The 18,246-nt window shown below is 62.3% G+C and carries 16 protein-coding genes; 2 read left to right on the top strand and 14 right to left on the bottom strand.

Annotation, left to right across the window (positions count from 1 at the left end; translation table 11 throughout):
* The 6 genes from QOC89_RS12055 to QOC89_RS12030 form a co-directional block, all read right to left on the bottom strand.
* The coding region (locus tag QOC89_RS12055) for an acyl-CoA dehydrogenase family protein (protein ID WP_323045223.1) at window positions 1-483 on the bottom strand (483 nt) is incomplete at its 3' end.
* A gap of 36 nt (window positions 484-519) precedes the next feature.
* Entirely contained in the window at window positions 520-1,197 is a 678-nt protein-coding gene (locus QOC89_RS12050) for an SDR family oxidoreductase (protein WP_323045222.1), read from the bottom strand.
* A gap of 47 nt (window positions 1,198-1,244) precedes the next feature.
* Window positions 1,245-2,453, bottom strand: a complete 1,209-nt coding sequence (locus QOC89_RS12045; protein WP_323045221.1) for an acetyl-CoA C-acetyltransferase — start codon at window positions 2,451-2,453, stop codon at window positions 1,245-1,247.
* Between the two features lie 20 nt (window positions 2,454-2,473).
* Window positions 2,474-3,250 (bottom strand): carbonate dehydratase, encoded by a 777-nt coding sequence (gene can, locus QOC89_RS12040; RefSeq protein ID WP_323045220.1) that lies wholly within the window; start codon window positions 3,248-3,250, stop codon window positions 2,474-2,476.
* A gap of 93 nt (window positions 3,251-3,343) precedes the next feature.
* Entirely contained in the window at window positions 3,344-5,173 is a 1,830-nt protein-coding gene (gene aceK, locus QOC89_RS12035) for a bifunctional isocitrate dehydrogenase kinase/phosphatase (RefSeq protein ID WP_323045219.1), read from the bottom strand.
* Between the two features lie 213 nt (window positions 5,174-5,386).
* Complete coding sequence (locus QOC89_RS12030; RefSeq protein WP_323045218.1) at window positions 5,387-5,791, bottom strand: MerR family DNA-binding transcriptional regulator; 405 nt, start codon at window positions 5,789-5,791, stop codon at window positions 5,387-5,389.
* A 221-nt stretch (window positions 5,792-6,012) separates the two neighbouring features.
* On the opposite strand from QOC89_RS12030, the gene QOC89_RS12025 reads away from it, so the two are divergent.
* The gene (locus QOC89_RS12025; protein ID WP_323045217.1) at window positions 6,013-7,086 is read left to right on the top strand and encodes an MBL fold metallo-hydrolase; all 1,074 of its coding nucleotides are present in this window, start codon (window positions 6,013-6,015) and stop codon (window positions 7,084-7,086) included.
* Window positions 7,087-7,346: 260 nt separating this feature from the next.
* Here the strand turns inward: QOC89_RS12025 and QOC89_RS12020 are convergent, their stop codons facing one another.
* From QOC89_RS12020 to argS, 6 genes are all read right to left on the bottom strand, one after another.
* Window positions 7,347-8,933, bottom strand: a complete 1,587-nt coding sequence (locus QOC89_RS12020; protein ID WP_323045216.1) for an ABC transporter substrate-binding protein — start codon at window positions 8,931-8,933, stop codon at window positions 7,347-7,349.
* 264 nt (window positions 8,934-9,197) lie between these two features.
* Entirely contained in the window at window positions 9,198-10,076 is an 879-nt protein-coding gene (locus QOC89_RS12015) for a helical backbone metal receptor (RefSeq protein WP_323045215.1), read from the bottom strand.
* A gap of 3 nt (window positions 10,077-10,079) precedes the next feature.
* Complete coding sequence (locus tag QOC89_RS12010; RefSeq protein ID WP_323045214.1) at window positions 10,080-10,853, bottom strand: SDR family oxidoreductase; 774 nt, start codon at window positions 10,851-10,853, stop codon at window positions 10,080-10,082.
* Between the two features lie 16 nt (window positions 10,854-10,869).
* On the bottom strand, window positions 10,870-11,508 hold the full coding sequence (locus QOC89_RS12005) for a thiol:disulfide interchange protein DsbA/DsbL (protein ID WP_323045213.1): 639 nt from the start codon (window positions 11,506-11,508) through the stop codon (window positions 10,870-10,872).
* Window positions 11,509-11,677: 169 nt separating this feature from the next.
* A complete protein-coding gene (locus QOC89_RS12000; protein ID WP_323045212.1) occupies window positions 11,678-12,508 on the bottom strand; it encodes an SPOR domain-containing protein in 831 nt (276 codons plus the stop codon).
* Window positions 12,509-12,569: 61 nt separating this feature from the next.
* The gene (argS, locus tag QOC89_RS11995) at window positions 12,570-14,360 is read right to left on the bottom strand and encodes an arginine--tRNA ligase (RefSeq protein ID WP_323045211.1); all 1,791 of its coding nucleotides are present in this window, start codon (window positions 14,358-14,360) and stop codon (window positions 12,570-12,572) included.
* A 462-nt stretch (window positions 14,361-14,822) separates the two neighbouring features.
* On the opposite strand from argS, the gene QOC89_RS11990 reads away from it, so the two are divergent.
* Complete coding sequence (locus QOC89_RS11990) at window positions 14,823-15,149, top strand: DUF1840 domain-containing protein (protein ID WP_323045210.1); 327 nt, start codon at window positions 14,823-14,825, stop codon at window positions 15,147-15,149.
* Between the two features lie 229 nt (window positions 15,150-15,378).
* On the opposite strand, the gene QOC89_RS11985 is transcribed toward QOC89_RS11990, so the two are convergent.
* Window positions 15,379-15,588 (bottom strand): acid-shock protein, encoded by a 210-nt coding sequence (locus tag QOC89_RS11985; RefSeq protein ID WP_323045209.1) that lies wholly within the window; start codon window positions 15,586-15,588, stop codon window positions 15,379-15,381.
* Window positions 15,589-15,746: 158 nt separating this feature from the next.
* The coding region (metH, locus tag QOC89_RS11980; protein WP_323045208.1) for a methionine synthase at window positions 15,747-18,246 on the bottom strand (2,500 nt) is incomplete at its 5' end.

The raw sequence follows: 18,246 nt of genomic DNA, 5'->3' as shown, positions 1-18,246 counted from the left end.
GCCGTTCTTGCCGCTCGTGATGAACTGTTTGACGCCGTTCAGCACATAGCCGTCGCCATCGCGTGTCGCGGTGGTGCGCAGCGCGGATGCGTCGGAGCCCGCTTGCGGTTCGGTCAGGCAAAACGCACCGAGCATTTCGCCGCGCGCGAGCGGCGTGAGCCAGTCGCGTTTCTGCGCGTCGTTGCCATAGGTCAGCAGAATGCTGCACACCGGGCAGTTGTTGACGGAGATCGCGGTCGAGGTGCCGCCGTCGCCCGCCGCGATTTCCTCGAGGATCAGCGCGAGCGCCAGCGCATCCATGCCGGCGCCGCCATACGCTTCGGGCACCAGCACGCCATAGGCGCCGAGTTCGGCGAGCTGGCGATGCACGTCCTTCGGGAACCTGCGCTCGCGGTCCCATTGCGCGGCGTGCGGTGTCACGGCCTCGCTCACGAACTTGCGCACCGCATCGCGGACCATCAGATGATCCTGATCAAGCACCATGGCCCGGTCTCCTTGTTAGTCTCGCCATTTGTCTGCTCACCACTCGAGCGCCGTGCCGTCGTATTGATAGAAGCGGCCATTGAACGCTTCACGCGACGCCGCGGCCTGCGCGAGCACATCACGCATGCCGGAGACGCTGCGCGCCGGATCGATCGCCGCTTGCGCGCCGCCCATGTCAGTGCGCACCCAGCCAGGATGCAGCGAAATACACGTTGCGCGCCGTGCTTCCAGCGAGGCGATTTTCAGTGCGTCGTTCAGCGCCGCCTTACTCGTCCGGTACAGCCAGCCGGTCGTGCCGCTGGCGTCGCCGATGCTGCCCATCTTGCTCGATATCACCGCGAACACACCGCCGGCTTCTTCGACGAGCGGCAGCAGGATCGGCATCAACTGCATCGGTCCGCGCACGTTGGTGTGCATGACCCGGTCGAAGTCTTCGGCGGTGATCGTCTCGAGGCCTTCGGTGCGCGGGCCGTATACGCCCGATACCAGCAGCGCCGCGTCGAGCCGTTCGCCGTCGAGCTTCCAGCCGAGCGCGGCGATTTCCTCGGGGGCGGTGACGTCGAGTGAAAAGGTCTCCGCGCCGAGCGCCTTCAGCGCGTCGAGCGCGGCGCCGTCGCGCGCGGTAGCGAGCACGCGCCAGCCGCTCTTCTTGTACTGATGCGCAAACTCCTGACCGATGCCGCGCGATGCACCGACGATCAACACTGTCTTCATCGAATCACCTCAAGCCCTTAAACCCTCAAACGCCTGCAAACAGCGCGTTAAACCAGTTCAATGCCCATCGCCGTTGCTTCCCCGCCGCCGATGCACAGCGTCGCGACGCCGCGCTTCAGACCGCGCTTTTTCAACGCGCCGATCAGCGTGACGAGAATCCGCGCGCCCGATGCGCCGATCGGGTGGCCGAGCGCACAAGCGCCGCCGTTCACGTTGACCTTGTCATGCGGCAGCTGATGCTCTTTCATCGCCGCCATCGTGACGACCGCGAACGCTTCGTTAACCTCATACAGGTCGACTTCGTCGGCGCGCCAGCCGTTCTTCTCGAACAGCTTGCGAATCGCCCCGACCGGCGCGGTGGTGAACTTCGCCGGTTCCTGCGCGAAGGTCGAATGGCCGACCACGCGCGCCAGCGGCTCGACGCCGAGACGTTTCGCGGTCGATTCGCGCATCATCACCAGCGCCGCGGCGCCGTCGGAAATCGACGACGAGTTCGCCGCCGTCACCGTGCCGGTTTTGCTGAACGCGGGCTTGAGCGTCGGAATCTTGTCGAGGTTCGCTTTGAACGGCTGCTCGTCGTGATCGATGGTCACGTCGCCCTTGCGGCTTGCCACCTTCACCGGTGCGATTTCCCAGTCAAACGAGCCGTCTTCATTCGCGCGTTTCGCCCGATTCAGGGACTCGACCGCGAACGCATCCTGCGCTTCGCGCGTGAAGTCGAACGACGCCGCGCATTCCTCCGCAAACGTGCCCATCAAACGGCCCTTTTCGTAGGCGTCTTCGAGGCCGTCGTAGAACATGTGGTCGATCACCTGGCCGTGGCCCATGCGCATGCCGTTGCGCGCTTTGGGCAACAGGTACGGCGCGTTGGTCATGCTCTCCATGCCGCCGGCGACGATCACGTCGACCGAGCCCGCGGCCAGCATGTCGTGCGCGAACATCGCCGCGCGCATGCCGGAGCCGCACATCTTGTTGACCGTGGTGCTGCCGGTGCTCAACGGCAAGCCGGCGCCAAGCGCGGCCTGACGCGCGGGCGCCTGCCCGAGGCCCGCGGGCAATACGCAACCCATCACGACTTCGTCGATTTGCCCGGGCTTCAAACCGGCGCGTTGCACCGCGGCTTCGATTGCAACCGAGCCCAACTGCGGCGCGGTCAACGAAGCGAAATCGCCCTGAAATGCCGCCATCGGCGTGCGGGCCACACCTACGATTACGATCGGATCAGACTTTGTCTCACTCATGTTTGCCTCACTCATGCGGTTTCATTCATGCGGGTTTATTCATGCTTAAGTTCTTTGATCACACCTTCGACGATGGCCGGCACGTCGCCGAGCTGGGCCGCATCGGCGGCGACCATGTCGTTGTCCGCTTGATGCGCGCCGCTGGCCGACACCGCGGCCACGCAACTCCTGTAGGTTGCATCCAGCGCGGCTGCGTCGCTAATCGTCATGCCGAGGTTGCGCACCTTGCCGTCGTGCACGCCGTACACCCAGCCATGCACGGTGAGTTCCTGACCGCGTGCCCACGCATCGTTAATGATGGTAGTCCGGCATACGTTCATGACCTGCTCGATCGCGTTAAGTTCGACCAGACGCCGATGGCGCGCTTCACCCAGCGGCCACTCCTCGATCAATGCGGCGTGTTTCGTGCGCACGTCCTGCACGTGATGCAACCAGTTATCCGCCAGCCCCACACGCCGGCCGTGCAGCGCCGCGCCCACGCCCGAGCAGCCATAGTGGCCGACCACCATGATGTGCTTGACCTTGAGCAGATCGACGGCGAACTGGATCACCGACAGGCAGTTCAGATCGGTATGCACCACCACGTTGGCGATATTTCTGTGCACGAACACTTCGCCAGGCGGCAGGCCGATGATCTGATTGGCCGGCACGCGGGAATCGGAACAGCCGATCCACAGATATTCGGGTGTCTGCTGGTGCGCGAGACGTGAGAAGTACTCCGGGTCTTCGGACAGCTTGCGGGCCACCCATGCGTCGTTGTTGTCGAACAGATGGGCCAGCGGATTGGCAGCGGGAGAAGCGTTTTCGTTCATGGTGAGTCTGGCGGTTGCTCGACCGGTTGACGGGTCGATGTCGTTACATGAGGTTCGGACGATGCAGTCAACAATGCGAGTGGCGCATGAGGCTCATGCCGCGCGCACGGTGCGCTCATCTGGCGGGTTCTCCGCTATGCCGGACGCCGCATCGGCGAATCGTTCCGGGTAGCGGATGCAGAAGCGCACGCTGCTGTCGTACGGGAAAAAGTCGGGCAGTTCGCCTTTCAATAGATGATCCTTGTGCCGTTGCCATAGCGCTGGATCGAAGAAGTCCGCGTGATGCTGCATGAAAGACCGGCGCACGCGTGGGTCGCCGAGCAAAAACGTGCCGTATGTTTCCGGGAAGATGTCGTGCGGGCCGACCGAGTACCACGGCTCGCCGGACATTTCGTCTTCCTCGTTACGTGGCGCCGGCACCGCGCGCACGTTGCATTCCGTCAGGTACTCGATTTCGTCGTAGTCGTAGAACACCACGCGGCCATGGCGTGTCACGCCGAAGTTCTTGTACAGCATGTCACCGGGGAAGATGTTCGCCTGCATCAATTCCTTGATCGCGTTGCCGTATTCGTTGATGCCGTGATCGACGTCCTCGTCGCTGCCGTTTTGCAGGAACAGGTTGAGCGGCACCATGCGGCGTTCGATATACATGTGACGAATCACCAGGTTGTCGCCATCGGGTTCGATCAGGGACGGTACTTCTTTTTCGAGTTCGCGCAGCAGTGCTTCGTCGAGCCGCGAGAGCGGCAGCGCCACGCTCGAATACTCGAGCGTGTCAGCCATGCGGCCCAGGCGGTCATGCCGTTTGACGAGCTGATACTTGCCCTTGATCTGCTCGCGCGTGGTTTCCTTCGGCGGCGGGAAGTGGTCTTTGATCAGCTTGAATACATACGGAAACGACGGCAGCGTGAACACCAGCATCACGAGCCCCTTGATGCCGGGCGCGATGATGAACTGGTCGCTTGAATGTTTCAGATGATGCAGCAGATCGCGATAGAACAGATTCTTGCCCTGCTTCTGCAAACCCACCGACGTATAGATTTCCGCCTTTGGTTTGCCTTGCATGATCGTGCCGAGAAACTCGACGTAAGCGGACGGCACTTCCATATCCACCAGGAAATACGAATGCGAGAAGCTGAAGATGATCAGCAACTGGTCGCGTTTGAGCAGCACCGTGTCGAGCGCGAGCACGCCCGCTTTCACATGTCGTATCGGCACCGCGAACGGCAACAGCAGATCGCCGTTGATGATCCGTCCGACGATATACGCCGACTTGTTGCGATAGAACAGCGACGAGAGTACATGGATCTGGAAGTTGGGCGCTTCGTCGAACACGCCGAACGCATCCTGGATTGTCTGCATCACGCACTCGACGTCGCGCTTCAGATCCTCGAACGGCGGCTCCAGCTGGAAATTGGTGACGATGCGCTCGAGCGTCGCGGCAAGACCGTCCCTGGCCGGGTAATACGCGCGATAGGTCGGCTTCGCGGCCGGTTCGTCGTTCTCGATGTATTCGGTCGAGATCGCCGGACGCACAAAAATGAAGTCGTTGTTGAAATACGAGCGGTGCAGGATCTTGCAGCACACCGAATTGAAGAACGTCTCCGCGCACTCGGGTTGGCGGTGCGTGGTCAGGAGGCCGATGTAGTGCAGTTTGATTTGCTGCCAGACCTCGTCGTCGATATTCTCGGCGCCGTATTCGTCTTCGAGCAGTTCGACACATTCCTCGACGCGATCGTCATACGAGGTAATGCGCTCGCGCGCCAGCGTTTGCAGGCCGTGCCAGTCGCCGGCTTCAAAAAGCGTTTTGGCATGGATCGCGGCGTCGCGGAAGATCCGGTAGTGCCGATCGAATCCTTCGAGCATCGTCTGGGCGACGTCAAAGCCGATCTGCGACGACAACAGTTTGGGGAAATGATTCATGTCGACCGTGCATTCGTACCATGTCGTGAAGACACCCGTGATTGTATCGTTCGGGTGGGCCCGCGACGCATCGCGCCGCCTGGCGTGCGCCCCGGCGTCTCCTGGACGTTGGCGGGCGTTCGCCGACTTTCAGACTATCTCCGCTCAATGTCTCTGTTTGGCATGCCTTAATCGGCGCAACTTGCCCCAAAAAAATATTTGTCCGATTGCCGCTTACGCCGACTTGGCCCCGCGTGCTCCGCTCTCCAGCAGTGCGCGCGCCTGGCTTTCATATTGCGCGAGGTCTTCGAGCGTCGCGTTCAGATCTTCCAGTTGACGTTCGAGCACTTCACGATGGCGCGCCACCGTCGCAAGGAACGCGTGCAATTGCGGCACGGTATCGGTCGGCGACTCATAGACATCGAGCAGATCGCGGATTTCCGACAGCGTGAAGCCGAGCCGCTTGCCGCGCAGCGTGAGCTTCAGGCGGGTACGGTCGCGGCCCGAATAGACGCGCCGCAAACCGCTCGATCCCTCACGGCTCGGCGAGAGTAAACCCTGGTCTTCGTAGAAGCGGATCGCTCGTGGCGTGACATCGAATTCCCGCGCGAGCTCGGTGATCGTATATTGCGTGTTCATCGGGGCGTGCCGTGACCGGGCAGAAAATCGGATTGAACGATAGAATCGACGTTTACGTTATCGTCAACTTGATCGGAACGCAACAGCAACGCAACCCCACCCCAACAGCAACCCAGCTACGACGCAATACGGCACCGGTCTGTCCCGACCGGGCCGCAACCACGTCGTGCGGCATCGCATACCTCGCCATGCCGGACGGCCGACGGAGGAAGACACCCACAATGAATGCACTCGAACATCAACTCGATTACCCGTTCAACGACACCTTGCCGGAAGCGGGCCACGCGATGGAAGTCGCCCCCGGCGTGTTCTGGTTGCGCATGCCGCTGCCGTTCGCACTCGATCACATCAATCTGTGGCTGCTACGCGATGAAATCGACGGTCAGCAAGGCTGGACGGTAGTCGATTGCGGCATTGCCTCGGACACGATCAAGGAGAACTGGGAGAAAGTGTTCGACTCTGTGCTCGACGGCTTGCCGGTGTTGCGCGTGATCGTGACGCATTGCCATCCGGACCATATCGGCCTCGCGCACTGGATTTGCTCTGGTGGCGACAAGAAACGCTGGGACGTGCGTTTGTGGACGACGCTCGGCGAATACATGCAGGCCCGCGTGATGGCAGCCGGCGACGGTTCGAATGCGGGCGGCGAGGGCGCGGCGCGGCACTTCGCGCGTCATGGGTTGAGTGATCAGGAGTCGCTCGAAAAGCTGCGCGATCGCGCGAGCTATTACTCGACCTTGGTACCGGCGCTTCCCGGGCAGTACCGCCGTCTGCGCGAAGCCGATGCTGTGAAGATCGGCGGCAAGACGTGGCGCGTGGTGACCGGCTTCGGCCATTCGCCGGAACACTGCGCGTTGCATTGCGAAGAGACCGGCACGCTGATCTCCGGCGACATGGTGCTGCCGCGGATTTCAACTAACGTCTCGGTGTTCGACATGGAACCGGAAGGCACGCCGCTCGCGCTGTATCTGGAGTCGCTCGGCCGCTACGAGACGATGCCCGGAGACACGCTTGTGCTGCCGTCGCATGGCAAGCCGTTTCGCGGCGTGCGTACGCGCATTAAGCAATTGCGTGAGCATCATGACGCGCGTCTGGCTGAAGTGCGCGAGGCCTGCGCGCAGAAACCGCAGAGCGCCGCGGATATCGTGCCGATCATGTTCAAGCGCCAGCTCGACATCCATCAGATGACGTTCGCGATGGGCGAGGCGTTGGCGCACTTGCATCTGCTATGGCTTGCGGGTGAATTGAAGCGCACGGAGGATGCGGATGGGGTGATCCGGTTTTCGGCGGTGTGATTACGGTGATGTGCAGGAAGTAAAGCCCGCGGATGCGGGCTTTACTTTAATCAATGAACGCCGCGTTGGTCAGGCGGTGCGCGCAAAGGCTACTTGTCATCCTGCGTGTCGTCCACTTTGGTGATCTTCCAGATTCCATTCTCTTTGCGTAGAAATGCGAGGATGGTTTTGAGTGCGAGAACGGTATCGCGATGTTTGCGATAAAAAAAGCCCGGTCTTTCGAACCGGGCCTTTTTACTTACACTCAGACGAAGCTGCGCTTACTGCACCGCCACCGTCCCAAAGTTCTGTCGTCCAAACGGACTCACGTGATATCCACTCACGTTCGTGCGCGCAATCGCCGCCGCAGTCGGATAACCCAGCGGAATCCACAGTGCCTGATCGTGGATGATCTGCTGCGCCTGCTCGTACGCCTTTGCGCGTTTGGCCTGATCGGGCGTTGCCTTGCCGTCGGCGATCAGTTTGTCCAGATCCTGATTGCAGAAGCGCGCGAAATTGATCCCTGACTTCACCGCATTGCAACTGAAGAGCGGCGACAGGTAGTTATCCGGATCGCCGTTGTCGCCGGCCCAGCCCATGAACAGCGTGTCATGCTCGCCTTGTTTGGCCTGCTTGATCAGTTCGCCCCATTCGATCACCTTCACGTCCGCCTTTACGCCGATCTTCGCGAAATCGGCTTGCAACAGTTCGGCGCCGGCTTTCGGATTCGGGTTCAGCACGCTGCCGTTCGGGCGCACCCAGATCGTCGTCTCGAAGCCGTTCGGATAGCCCGCGTCCGCGAGCAGCTTCTTCGCCTTCGTCGGATCGTACGGCCACGCCTTCACCGCCTTGTCGTAGCTCCATGTATTCGGCGGATACGGATTGACCGCCGGTGTCGCGGTGTTGTCGAAGATTGCCTTCAGGTACGTGGTGCGGTCGAACGCCATGTTCAGCGCGGCGCGCACCTTCTGGTTGTCGAGCGGCTTCTTCTGCGTGTTCAACGCGACGAACGCCGTCATGAACGCGGGCGTCTGCACGATGGCGAGCGACTTGTCGCTCTTCGCTTCGGCGATATCTTGCGGTTTCGGCGACAACGCGATCTGGCATTCGCCGGCCTTCACCTTTTGCGCGCGCACGGTGGCGTCGGGCGTGATGGCGTAGATCAGACGGTCGATTTTCGGTTTCGGGCCCCAGTACGTGGGGTTCACGTCGTAGCGGATCACGGCGTCTTTGGTGTAGCTCTTCAATTCGAACGGACCGGTGCCGATCGGCTTCGAATTCAGGTCGACCTGCTTGCCGGCCTTGAGCAACTGATCCGCGTATTCAGCCGAATAGATCGACGCGAAACCCATGGTCAGGATCGACACGAAAGTCGCGTCCGGCGCGTTCAGTTCGAACCTGACGGTGTTGTCGTCGACCTTGCTGATCGACTTGATCAGCTTCGGCAAGCCCATCGATTGCGCATGCGGGAAGCCGCTCGCGCCCGCGACCTTGTGCCACGGATTGCTGTCGTTGAGCATGCGGTCGAACGTGAACACGACGTCGTCGGCATTCAGCGCGCGAGTGGGTTTGAAGTAGTCAGTGGTCTGGAACTGCACGTTCGGGCGCAGATGGAACGTATAGGTGAGGCCGTCGGCACTCACGTCCCACTTGTCGGCTAACGCGGGCACCACTTTCTTCGCGGCCTCGTCGTACGACACCAGCGAATTGAAGATCACGTCGGCCGACGCATTGGTCGTCACGAGCGAATTGAACTGCACGACATCGAAGCCGTCGGGGCTCGACTCGGTGCAGACGGTCAGCGGCTTGGCGAGCACGAGCGCGGGCGCCGTGAACAGTACGGCGGCTGCGAGCAGTTTGAAGCGCATAGGATCTCCCATAACAAGCGCAGTCAGGCAATGCGTCTGGTTGTGTGGTTGTATTCTGTTGACGGGCGACGGCAACCGTGATCGGTAGCCAATCTGGCCGTCGTCTTTATTGTGATACGTTTCCGGCGCTGGCGCATGGGTTGGCTGCGATAGCCCATGCACGTCTCGGCCTTCGCGAAAGCTTATCGAAGGGTGGTTGCGGCGACAACAATTTAATCCGCATATCCATATGGATGGCTGAGGCTTGGTGCGCAGCGGGATGGCTCACGCCGCACTTGCGCAGCGTACTAGATAGCGCACGCCTTCGATGGCGCGCACGCCGTACCACGACACCAGTTCGCCATCGATCAATTCAATGCGCTTGCCAGCCAGCCTGGGATCGCGTTTCAGCGCGTCGCAATGGGCTTGTGTGAAGCGATACGGCTCGCTGGAGAGCAGTATGCGATCGACGCCGGCTAGCCACGGCGCGTGAGCGAAGTCGAGCGTGGGATAACGCGCGGCGCCTGCCGGTCCGCCTTCCACGTCAGGGAGCGTCTGCCAGTTCACGAGTCGCAGCATCGCCGAGATGTAGGTGTCGCGCGCGACGGTCATCCATGGCTCGCGCCAGATCAGATACAACACGTTTTGCGTGGGAAACGGCCGCGCTGCGGCTTCGCGCAGATGCGTTTCGAGCGTCTCGCTCAAACGCTGCGCCTCTCGGGCGCGGTCGAAAATCGCGCCCAGCAGCGCGTAGAGCGAGAGATTGTCCTGCGGCGTCAGCGGATGAGTGACGACGATATGCGGCACGAACGCGCGCAACTGTTCGACGGTATCGCGTTCGTTCTCGTCGATATTGACGATCAGATGGGTGGGCCGCAGAGCACGAATCGCGTCGATGTTGACGGCTTTCGTGCCGCCGACCTTGCGCACCTGCCGCACCTTGTCGTGCGGGTGTACGCAAAAACCGGTGCGCCCGACGATCTGCCTGTCGAGCCCCAAAGCGAATAGCAATTCGGTGATGCTCGGCACCAGCGAGACGATGCGGAAATTTGCGCCTGAGGGGGACGCGCTGTGCGTATCGACGCCCGATGTATGGGCACCCGACCCATGGGCGCCCGCCATTTCATGCGCGACGCCGGCTGCATCGACCGCGCGCGGCTGCATGATCTATTCGGCGACGACGCGAGGCTTACGCGGCGCGCGTTCGAACGCGAGGTCGTAGAGCCGGCGCGGCAGCACATGCAGCAGCATCGCGACGATGCGCATCTGCCACGGGAACACGGCGAAGCGCTTCTGCCGTTCGACCGCGCGGGCAACCTTCACGGCGAAGCGGTCGGCGTCCATCAGGAACGGCATGGTGTACGGGTTGTGCTCGGTCATTGGCGTGCGGATATAGCCGGGCGCGATGGTGACCACGCCGACACCCAGCGGCCGCATCTCGACGCGCAACGCTTCCAGATACTTGAGCGCAGCCGATTTCGACGCGCTGTACGCCCCCGACCCCGGCAAGCCACGCACGCCGGCGACGCTGGCGATTCCGACCAGCGTGCCGCTCTTGGCGGCGGCCATCGCGGCGGCGAACGGCTCGAAGGTGGCGACCATGCCGAAGTAGTTGACGTCCATCACTTCGCGGAAGGTGCGCAGATCGCCGTGCCCGGTGACCGCGCCGCGGCTGATGCCGGCATTGGCGATCACGACGTCCGGCAAACCGTGTTGCGCAATGAACTGCGCGGCCGCTTCTGCAAGCGCCTCGGCGTCGCGGACGTCGACGGAATAGATAGAGATGGAATTTTGCGGATGGGACTGCTGGAAAGCGGCGAGGGCGTCGCCGCGACGGGCAACCAGGCCAAGAATCGCGCCGCGCCGCGCATATTCGGCGGCGTGCGCGAGGCCGATGCCACTCGAGGCGCCGGTAATGAAAACCTTCAGGGGTGAACTCATTCCGGCGCCTCGGCGATCACATCTTCTTGGCGCGAACCTGCTGCACCAGGTAGTCGAGTACCTGGATCGTGCCCGGCAGGCTGTTGGTCGCGGCCGGGCCGGTTTCATACTTGCCCTGCACAGCCAGCGTCGGCACGCCGTCGATCTTGTAGTCGTCGAGCAGCTTCTTGTCTTTTTGCAGCGCGCTTTGCGTGGAGAACGAGTTGTATGCGTCCATGTACTTCTTCGGATCGACGCCGTTCTTCGCGAGGAATTTGGCCTGGTCTTCCGGCGTCAACAGGTAGTCCTTGTTGACGTGGATTTCATTGAAGATCTTCGGCGTGAGCTGGTTCGCGAGGCCGAGTGCGTCGAGCGCGTGGTACATCTTCGAATGCGGAATGAAGTCGTCGCGGAAGGCCACCGGGACGCGCTTGAACACCACGTCCGGCGCCTGCTTCTTCACCCATGCTTCGAGGAACGGGTCGAATTCGTTGCAGTGCGGGCAGCCGTACCAGAAGAATTCGGTGACTTCGATCTTGCCGGCCGGCACGTCCGTAGGTTGCGGCGTGGGCAGCACGGTGTAGTCCTTGCCGGACACCGGCGCGGCCGGAGATGCATGCGCCGTGGCTGCAACCAGGCCCAGCGAGAGGAACAGAATGCTCAGCAGCTTTTTCATGTTTTGTCGATCCAAGTAGGCGGTAAAGCGGTGGCGCCACGCAATGCCCGTCACCGTTTCCAGATTCGGCGTTAGACGTTCTAGTCGTCCGTTGTGCTTGTGACACGCGCCGCACGCCGATTGTTCGGCGGCGGCGCGTGCCGGCAAATCACCGTTGTTTATTGTTGGCTTATTGTTTTGTGAAGCGAATCACTGCGGTATCCACGCCCGCGTCGGACAGACGCTGACGGCTCGAATTCATGTCTTCGAACTTCGAGAACGGCCCGATGCGCACACGGTAGTACGTCACGCCGCCTGCATCGCGCTGCGTAACCTTCGATTCGAAGCCCTGGAAGGCGAGACGCGCACGCTGCTGCTCGGCATCGGCCGAAGTCTTGTAGGCGCCCACTTGCAGGAAGTACCCGGTGTTCGCGTCACCCGGCGCCGGCGCCGCGCCTGAACCCGGCTTGGCGTTGGCAGCCGCGGTGGCCGACGTGTTCTTCGGCGCTGAACCTGCCGCGGTGGCCGTGGGTGCGCTGGAGGCCTGCGGCTTTTTCGCCGGCACGGCGGCCGTGCCGTTGTCGTTTTCAGGCGCGGGTTTCGGTGCGACTGCCGTACCGTTCGCATTGCCGCTTGTGTTTCCGTTTGCCGGCGGCACTTCGACGATCTGCGGTTCTTCCAGCATGCCGGACTGCGTCTGCGAGTTGGTTTGACCCGGTGCGGTGTTCGGCGGCGCCGGTTGCGCGGCTTGCGGCACCGGCAGACCCGGCGTCTTGCCTTGCAGTGGACGGTTCGGGTCGTATTGCTGCGCCTGGCTCGCGCCGGTGTCCGGCGTGGCGGGCGGCGCGACCTTCGAGACGAACGGCGTGGGCGCACGGGTGATATACAGCGCCACCACTACCGCGATCGCGAGACCGACGATCAGGCCCAGCACGATGCCGAGAAAAGTCCCCCCGGTTTGTTTCGATTGCGATTGCTTTGTTGTGCGGCGTGGTTTTGCCATCGTATGAATCACCTGCAAAAAGAATCCTGGAACGGCCGCCGATTATAACGACGGCCGCATGCATGTTGCGCCGGAGGACTTACATCTTGACGGGAGCGGAGACGCCGATCGTCGCGAGACCGTTGGCCAGCACCTGGCGCGTGGCCGCGAGCAACGCGACGCGCGCATTGCGCTCGGCGGCGTCGTCGACCAGCACGCGTTCGGCTCTGTCATTGTAGAACGAGTGGAATTCCCCGGCGAGGTCGCGCAAATAGAATGCGACCGCGTGCGGCGCGAGTTCGTCGGCGGCGTGTTCCAGCATGTCCGGAAACTCGGCGAGCTTGTTCAACAGGGCCATGGCGCGTTCGCTGGTGAGCGGCGAGACGTCCACCTGCGCCAGCGTGGTTTCGTCCGTGTTGTAGCGCGCCTTGCATTCGGCGATGACCGAGCAGATCCGCGCATGCGCATACTGCACGTAGTGCACGGGATTTTCGTCGTTCTGTTTCAACGCCAGGTCGATGTCGAACACGAATTCCGTATCCGCCTTGCGCGAGATCAGGAAGAAGCGCACGGCGTCGCGGCCGCGGCGAATCGTCTCCTCGTCGATCAGATCGACGGCGGCTTCCGAGCCCGGCGTCGCGCCCCCCGACCATTCGATCAGGTCGCGCACCGTCACATAGCTGCCGGCGCGCTTCGAGATCTTCACTTCTTCGCCGTTGCGCATCACCGTGACCATCTTGTGCAGGATGTAGTCGGGATAGCCCTTCGGAATGCCGATCCCGAGACCTTGCAGGCCGGCGCGCACGCGCGCGATCGTGCCGTGGTGGTCCGAGCCCTGAACGTTGATCACCTTGGTGAAGCCGCGCTCCCACTTGGCGACGTGATACGCGACGTCCGGCACGAAGTACGTGTAGGTGCCGTCGCTCTTGCGCATCACGCGGTCTTTGTCGTCGCCGTCGTCGGTGGTGCGCAGCCACAGCGCGCCTTCCTGTTCGTAGGTCTTGCCGGCGGCGACCAGCGCCGCGACGGTTTCCTCGACGCGGCCTTCCTTGTACAGCGACGACTCCAGGTAGTACTGGTCGAACTTCACGCCGAAGGCCTGCAGGTCCATGTCCTGCTCGCGGCGCAGATAGGCGACCGCGAAGCGGCGGATCGCTTCGAGATCTTCGACGTCGCCCGCGCCCGTGACGGGCTCGCCGTCGCTCGCCGCCACGGTGGCGCCATTCAGATAATCTTTCGCGATATCGGCGATGTACTCGCCGTTGTACGCCGAAGCGGGCCAGCCTTCGTCGCCGGGGGCGATGCCGCGGGCACGTGCCTGGGTGGACACGGCGAGCGTGTGAATCTGCACGCCGGCGTCGTTGTAATAGAACTCGCGGTGCACGTCATAGCCTTGCGAGGCCAGCACGTTCGAGAGCGCGTCGCCGAGCGCGGCCTGGCGGCCGTGGCCGACGTGCAGCGGACCGGTGGGGTTGGCCGAGACGAATTCGATCAGCACGTGCTTGCCGGCGTCGCGCTGCGAGCGGCCGAATGCATCCTTCTCAGCGAATACGGCGCCGATCACCGCCTGCTTGGCGGCCGCCGCGAGGCGCAGGTTGATGAAGCCGGGGCCGGCCACTTCAGCGGCCTCCACGAGACCTTTGGCGTGCGGCTGCGCAAGCAGCGCGTCGACCATCTGTTGCGCCAGCTGGCGCGGGTTGGCGCGCAGCGGCTTGGCGAGTTGCATGGCCACATTGCAGGCAACGTCGCCATGCGCGGCGACCTTGGGGCGCTCAAGCGTAATGGTGGGCGAGACGAAGGCGGCTTCGCTCGCGCCCTGGGACGCAAGCGCTACTTGCTTCACCGTGTCGGCGAGCAGTGTTTCGAGGGTATGTTTATGTGCGGGCAGCATGCTTGTTGCGAGTCCAGTGAGGCAATCCGGTGATGCGGAAGAGGCGCCGGCCGCGCGCAAGGCGCAACCGATTCGTCAGAACGTCAGAAGCGTGGAAAGCGGCGATACGCCCGCCGGGACGCGCCGTGGTACCTCGGGCCGTCATCGGGCACGGTGCGTGCAACGCGGTTAGCGCGGTGCGCGGCGACATGTCGAGACGTTTGCTGCCGCGGTTTGGCGCGACGGCATGTGGGTTGCGGCCAACCGGGCCGCCATGCCGCCTGCGTTACGCCGCGCGCAGTGCAGTGCAGTACGGCGAGCTTTTCCGTCCAGACGGATTTTAGCAGGTGCTAATATGTTCAATGAGATGCCCAACAAGGGCCGTGGCCGCCGTGTCTGATCGGCGTGTCAACGTAACGCGCGCCGGCCGCCGATTTCGGGCTGCCCGAGCGTCAATCAAACATAACGAAAAAGGGAACAGCCATGTTGATTACTTTCAAATGTCGGGCCTGCCCGGACGTGATGATGCTGGAGAATCTTGCCCAGTACCTCGTCGGCATCGTCGGCAAGCGGCTGGGTGAACGTGGTGTGATTACCCACGACGAACTTGCCGCAGCGATCACCAAACTCGAGGCGGCGATCCACGTCGACAAACAGGAACGTGCCGAGCACGACGGCCATTTTCACGAAGGCGAAGAGGGCTACGAACATCATGAAATTCCGCCGGGACTCGCGCAGCGCGCGTATCCGTTCCTGGACATGCTGCGTGCCGCGCAGAAGGAAAACTCGGATATCGTCTGGGGTTTGTGATTCTGCCGCAGCACGCGCGCCGTGGCAGGCGCCACGCCGGCACGGGGCTGCAGCGCTGAATTCCGGAGCACAGCCCGAGCGGTGATCGGCTGCCTTGAAGCCGTTTTGCCGCACCCATGAAAAGAGCCCGCATTGAGCGGGCTCTTTGTCATTTATCGACCTGAACCGAGCGGCCTGAACCGAGCGGTCTGAACCGAGCGGCCTGAATCGACCCGCGTGGCCGCCCTGCTTACTGGCTGGCGGCGTCCGCCGGCGCGGCCGCCGGAGCCGAGGCACCCTTCTTCGTTTTACTCTTCTTCGGTTTCTTGACGTGCTTCGCGACCGGCGGCGAATAGGAACTGACCGCACTGGAACCGGCCGGCGCAGCGGGTTGAGCCAGCGCGACCGAAGCGCCTGAGGCGAGCGAAACAGCGGTCAATAACAGCGTCAGCTTCTTCATACGATTCTCTCCGTCGACGATTGCAATTAGATAAGCCGACGCGTTTTGGCCGCGTCTGGCGGGTTGAAACCATTTTCAGTCTACAAAGCCGAAAATTGCGCTGCCGCAAATATTCAGCCTATTTCGCCCGATATAGTAGGTTTCCCGCCCGGCAAGGCTTACAGCAAAGGCGCCAAGGCGCGTTCAGCGTCTGCTTTCGACAGCGACATGCGGTTTGCGTAGTCTTCCAGCTGGTCCTGGCCGATCTTGCCGACCGAGAAATAGGTGCTGTCCGGATGCGCCAGATAGAAGCCTGAGACGCTTGCCGCCGGCAGCATGGCGAGCGATTCCGTCACGCTCATGCCGATTTCGGTGGCTTGCAGCACGTCGAACATGTCGCGCTTCACGAGGTGATCCGGGCAGGCCGGGTAACCCGGCGCCGGGCGGATGCCACGGTATTTTTCGGCGATCAGGTCTTCGTTCGAGAGCGTTTCCGCATTCGCGAAGCCCCACAGGTCGCGGCGCACACGCGCATGCAGTGCTTCGGCGAAGGCTTCGGCGAAGCGGTCGGCGAGCGCCTTCAGCATGATCGCGCTGTAGTCGTCGTGATCCTTTTCGAACTGCTTTTCCTTCACGTCCACACCGAGACCGGCTGTGACCGCGAACATCCCGATGTAATCGGCCACGCCCGAATCCTTCGGCGCGATGAAGTCGGCGAGCGACCGGTTCGGTCGCATCACGCCGTCCACCACCGGCCGCACGCTTTGCTGGCGCAAGTTGCGCCACGTGAGCGCCACTTCCGAGCGGGATTCGTCCGTGTAGATTTCGATGTCGTCGTCGTTCACGGTGTTGGCCGGCAGCAGCGCGATCACGCCGTTGGCTTGCAGCCAGCGACCCTGGATCAGCCGCGAGAGCATCGACTTGCCGTCCGAAAACACGCGGCGCGCCGATTCGCCGACGATCTCGTCGTTCAGGATTGCCGGGTACGGGCCGGCGAGGTCCCAGGTCTGGAAGAACGGCGCCCAGTCGATGTAGTTCGCCAGCTCGCTCAGATCGAAGTTCTTGAACACGCGGCGGCCGATGAACTTCGGCTTGACCGGCTGGTAGCCGGCCCAATCGATTCGGGTCTTGTTCGCGCGGGCTTCAGCGAGCGTGACCATTGGCAGGGCTTTCTTGTTGGCGTGCTGAAGGCGAATACGGTCGTAGTCGGCCTTCAGGTCGTCCACGTATCTGGCCGCGCCTTCGTCGGACAGCAGGCTCGACGCCACGGAAACCGAGCGCGATGCATCCGGCACGTACACCACCGGGCCTTCGTAATGCGGCGCGATCTTCACGGCGGTGTGCACGCGCGAGGTCGTCGCGCCGCCGATCAGCAGCGGAATCTTCTTCACGCGGAAGTAGTCGTCGCGCTGCATTTCCGACGCGACGTAGGCCATCTCTTCGAGGCTCGGCGTAATGAGCCCCGAGAGGCCGATGATGTCCGCGCCCTCAACCTTTGCCCTGGCGAGAATGTCGTTGCACGACACCATCACGCCCATGTTGACTACTTCGAAGTTATTGCACTGAAGCACCACCGAGACGATGTTCTTGCCGATGTCGTGCACGTCGCCCTTCACGGTGGCAATGACGATCTTGCCTTTCGCGCGCACGTCGGCGCCGGCTTCGGCGAGCAGCTTCTTTTCTTCCTCGATGTACGGGATCAGATGCGCGACGGCCTGCTTCATCACACGCGCCGACTTCACGACTTGCGGCAGGAACATCTTGCCCTGGCCGAACAGGTCGCCGACGATGTTCATGCCGTCCATCAGCGGGCCTTCGATCACGTTGATCGGGCGGCCGCCGGCTGCGGCGATCTGCGCGCGCACTTCCTCGGTGTCTTCGACGATGAAGTTGGTGATGCCGTGCACCAGCGCATGCGACAGACGCTTTTCGACGGGCTGGTTGCGCCATTCGAGGTTCTCTTCCTTCTTCGCGGCGCCGGTCTTGAACTTGTCGGCGATTTCCAGCAGACGGTCGGTGCCGTCTTCACGACGGTTCAGCACGACGTCTTCGACACGTTCGCGCAGTTCCGGATCGAGATCGGCATACACGCCGAGCTGCCCCGCGTTGACGATGCCCATGTCCATCCCCGCCTGAATCGCGTGATAGAGGAACACCGTGTGGATCGCCTCGCGCACCGGATCGTTGCCGCGGAACGAGAACGACACGTTCGAGACCCCGCCGCTGATTTTCGCGTACGGCAGGTTTTCCTTGATCCAGCGCGTGGCGTTGATGAAGTCGACCGCGTAGTTGTTGTGTTCTTCGATGCCCGTTGCGATCGCGAAGATGTTCGGATCGAAGATGATGTCTTCGGGCGGGAAGCCCACTTCGTTCACGAGGAAATCGTAGGAGCGCTTGCAGATCTGCGTCTTGCGCTCATACGTGTCGGCCTGGCCTTGTTCGTCGAAGGCCATCACCACCGCGGCCGCACCGTAACGGCGGATCAGGTTCGCGTGATGGCGGAACGCTTCTTCGCCTTCCTTCAGCGAGATCGAATTGACGATGGCCTTGCCTTGCACGCACTTCAGACCGGCTTCGATCACGTCCCATTTCGACGAGTCGATCATGATCGGCACACGCGCGATGTCCGGCTCCGACGCGATCAGATTCATGAAGCGGACCATTGCCGCTTTCGAATCG

This window comes from Paraburkholderia sp., from assembly GCF_034668105.1.
GTDB lineage: Bacteria > Pseudomonadota > Gammaproteobacteria > Burkholderiales > Burkholderiaceae > Paraburkholderia.
Note: the sequence above shows the minus strand (reverse complement) of the source record. Positions and strands in the feature narration are given on the sequence as shown.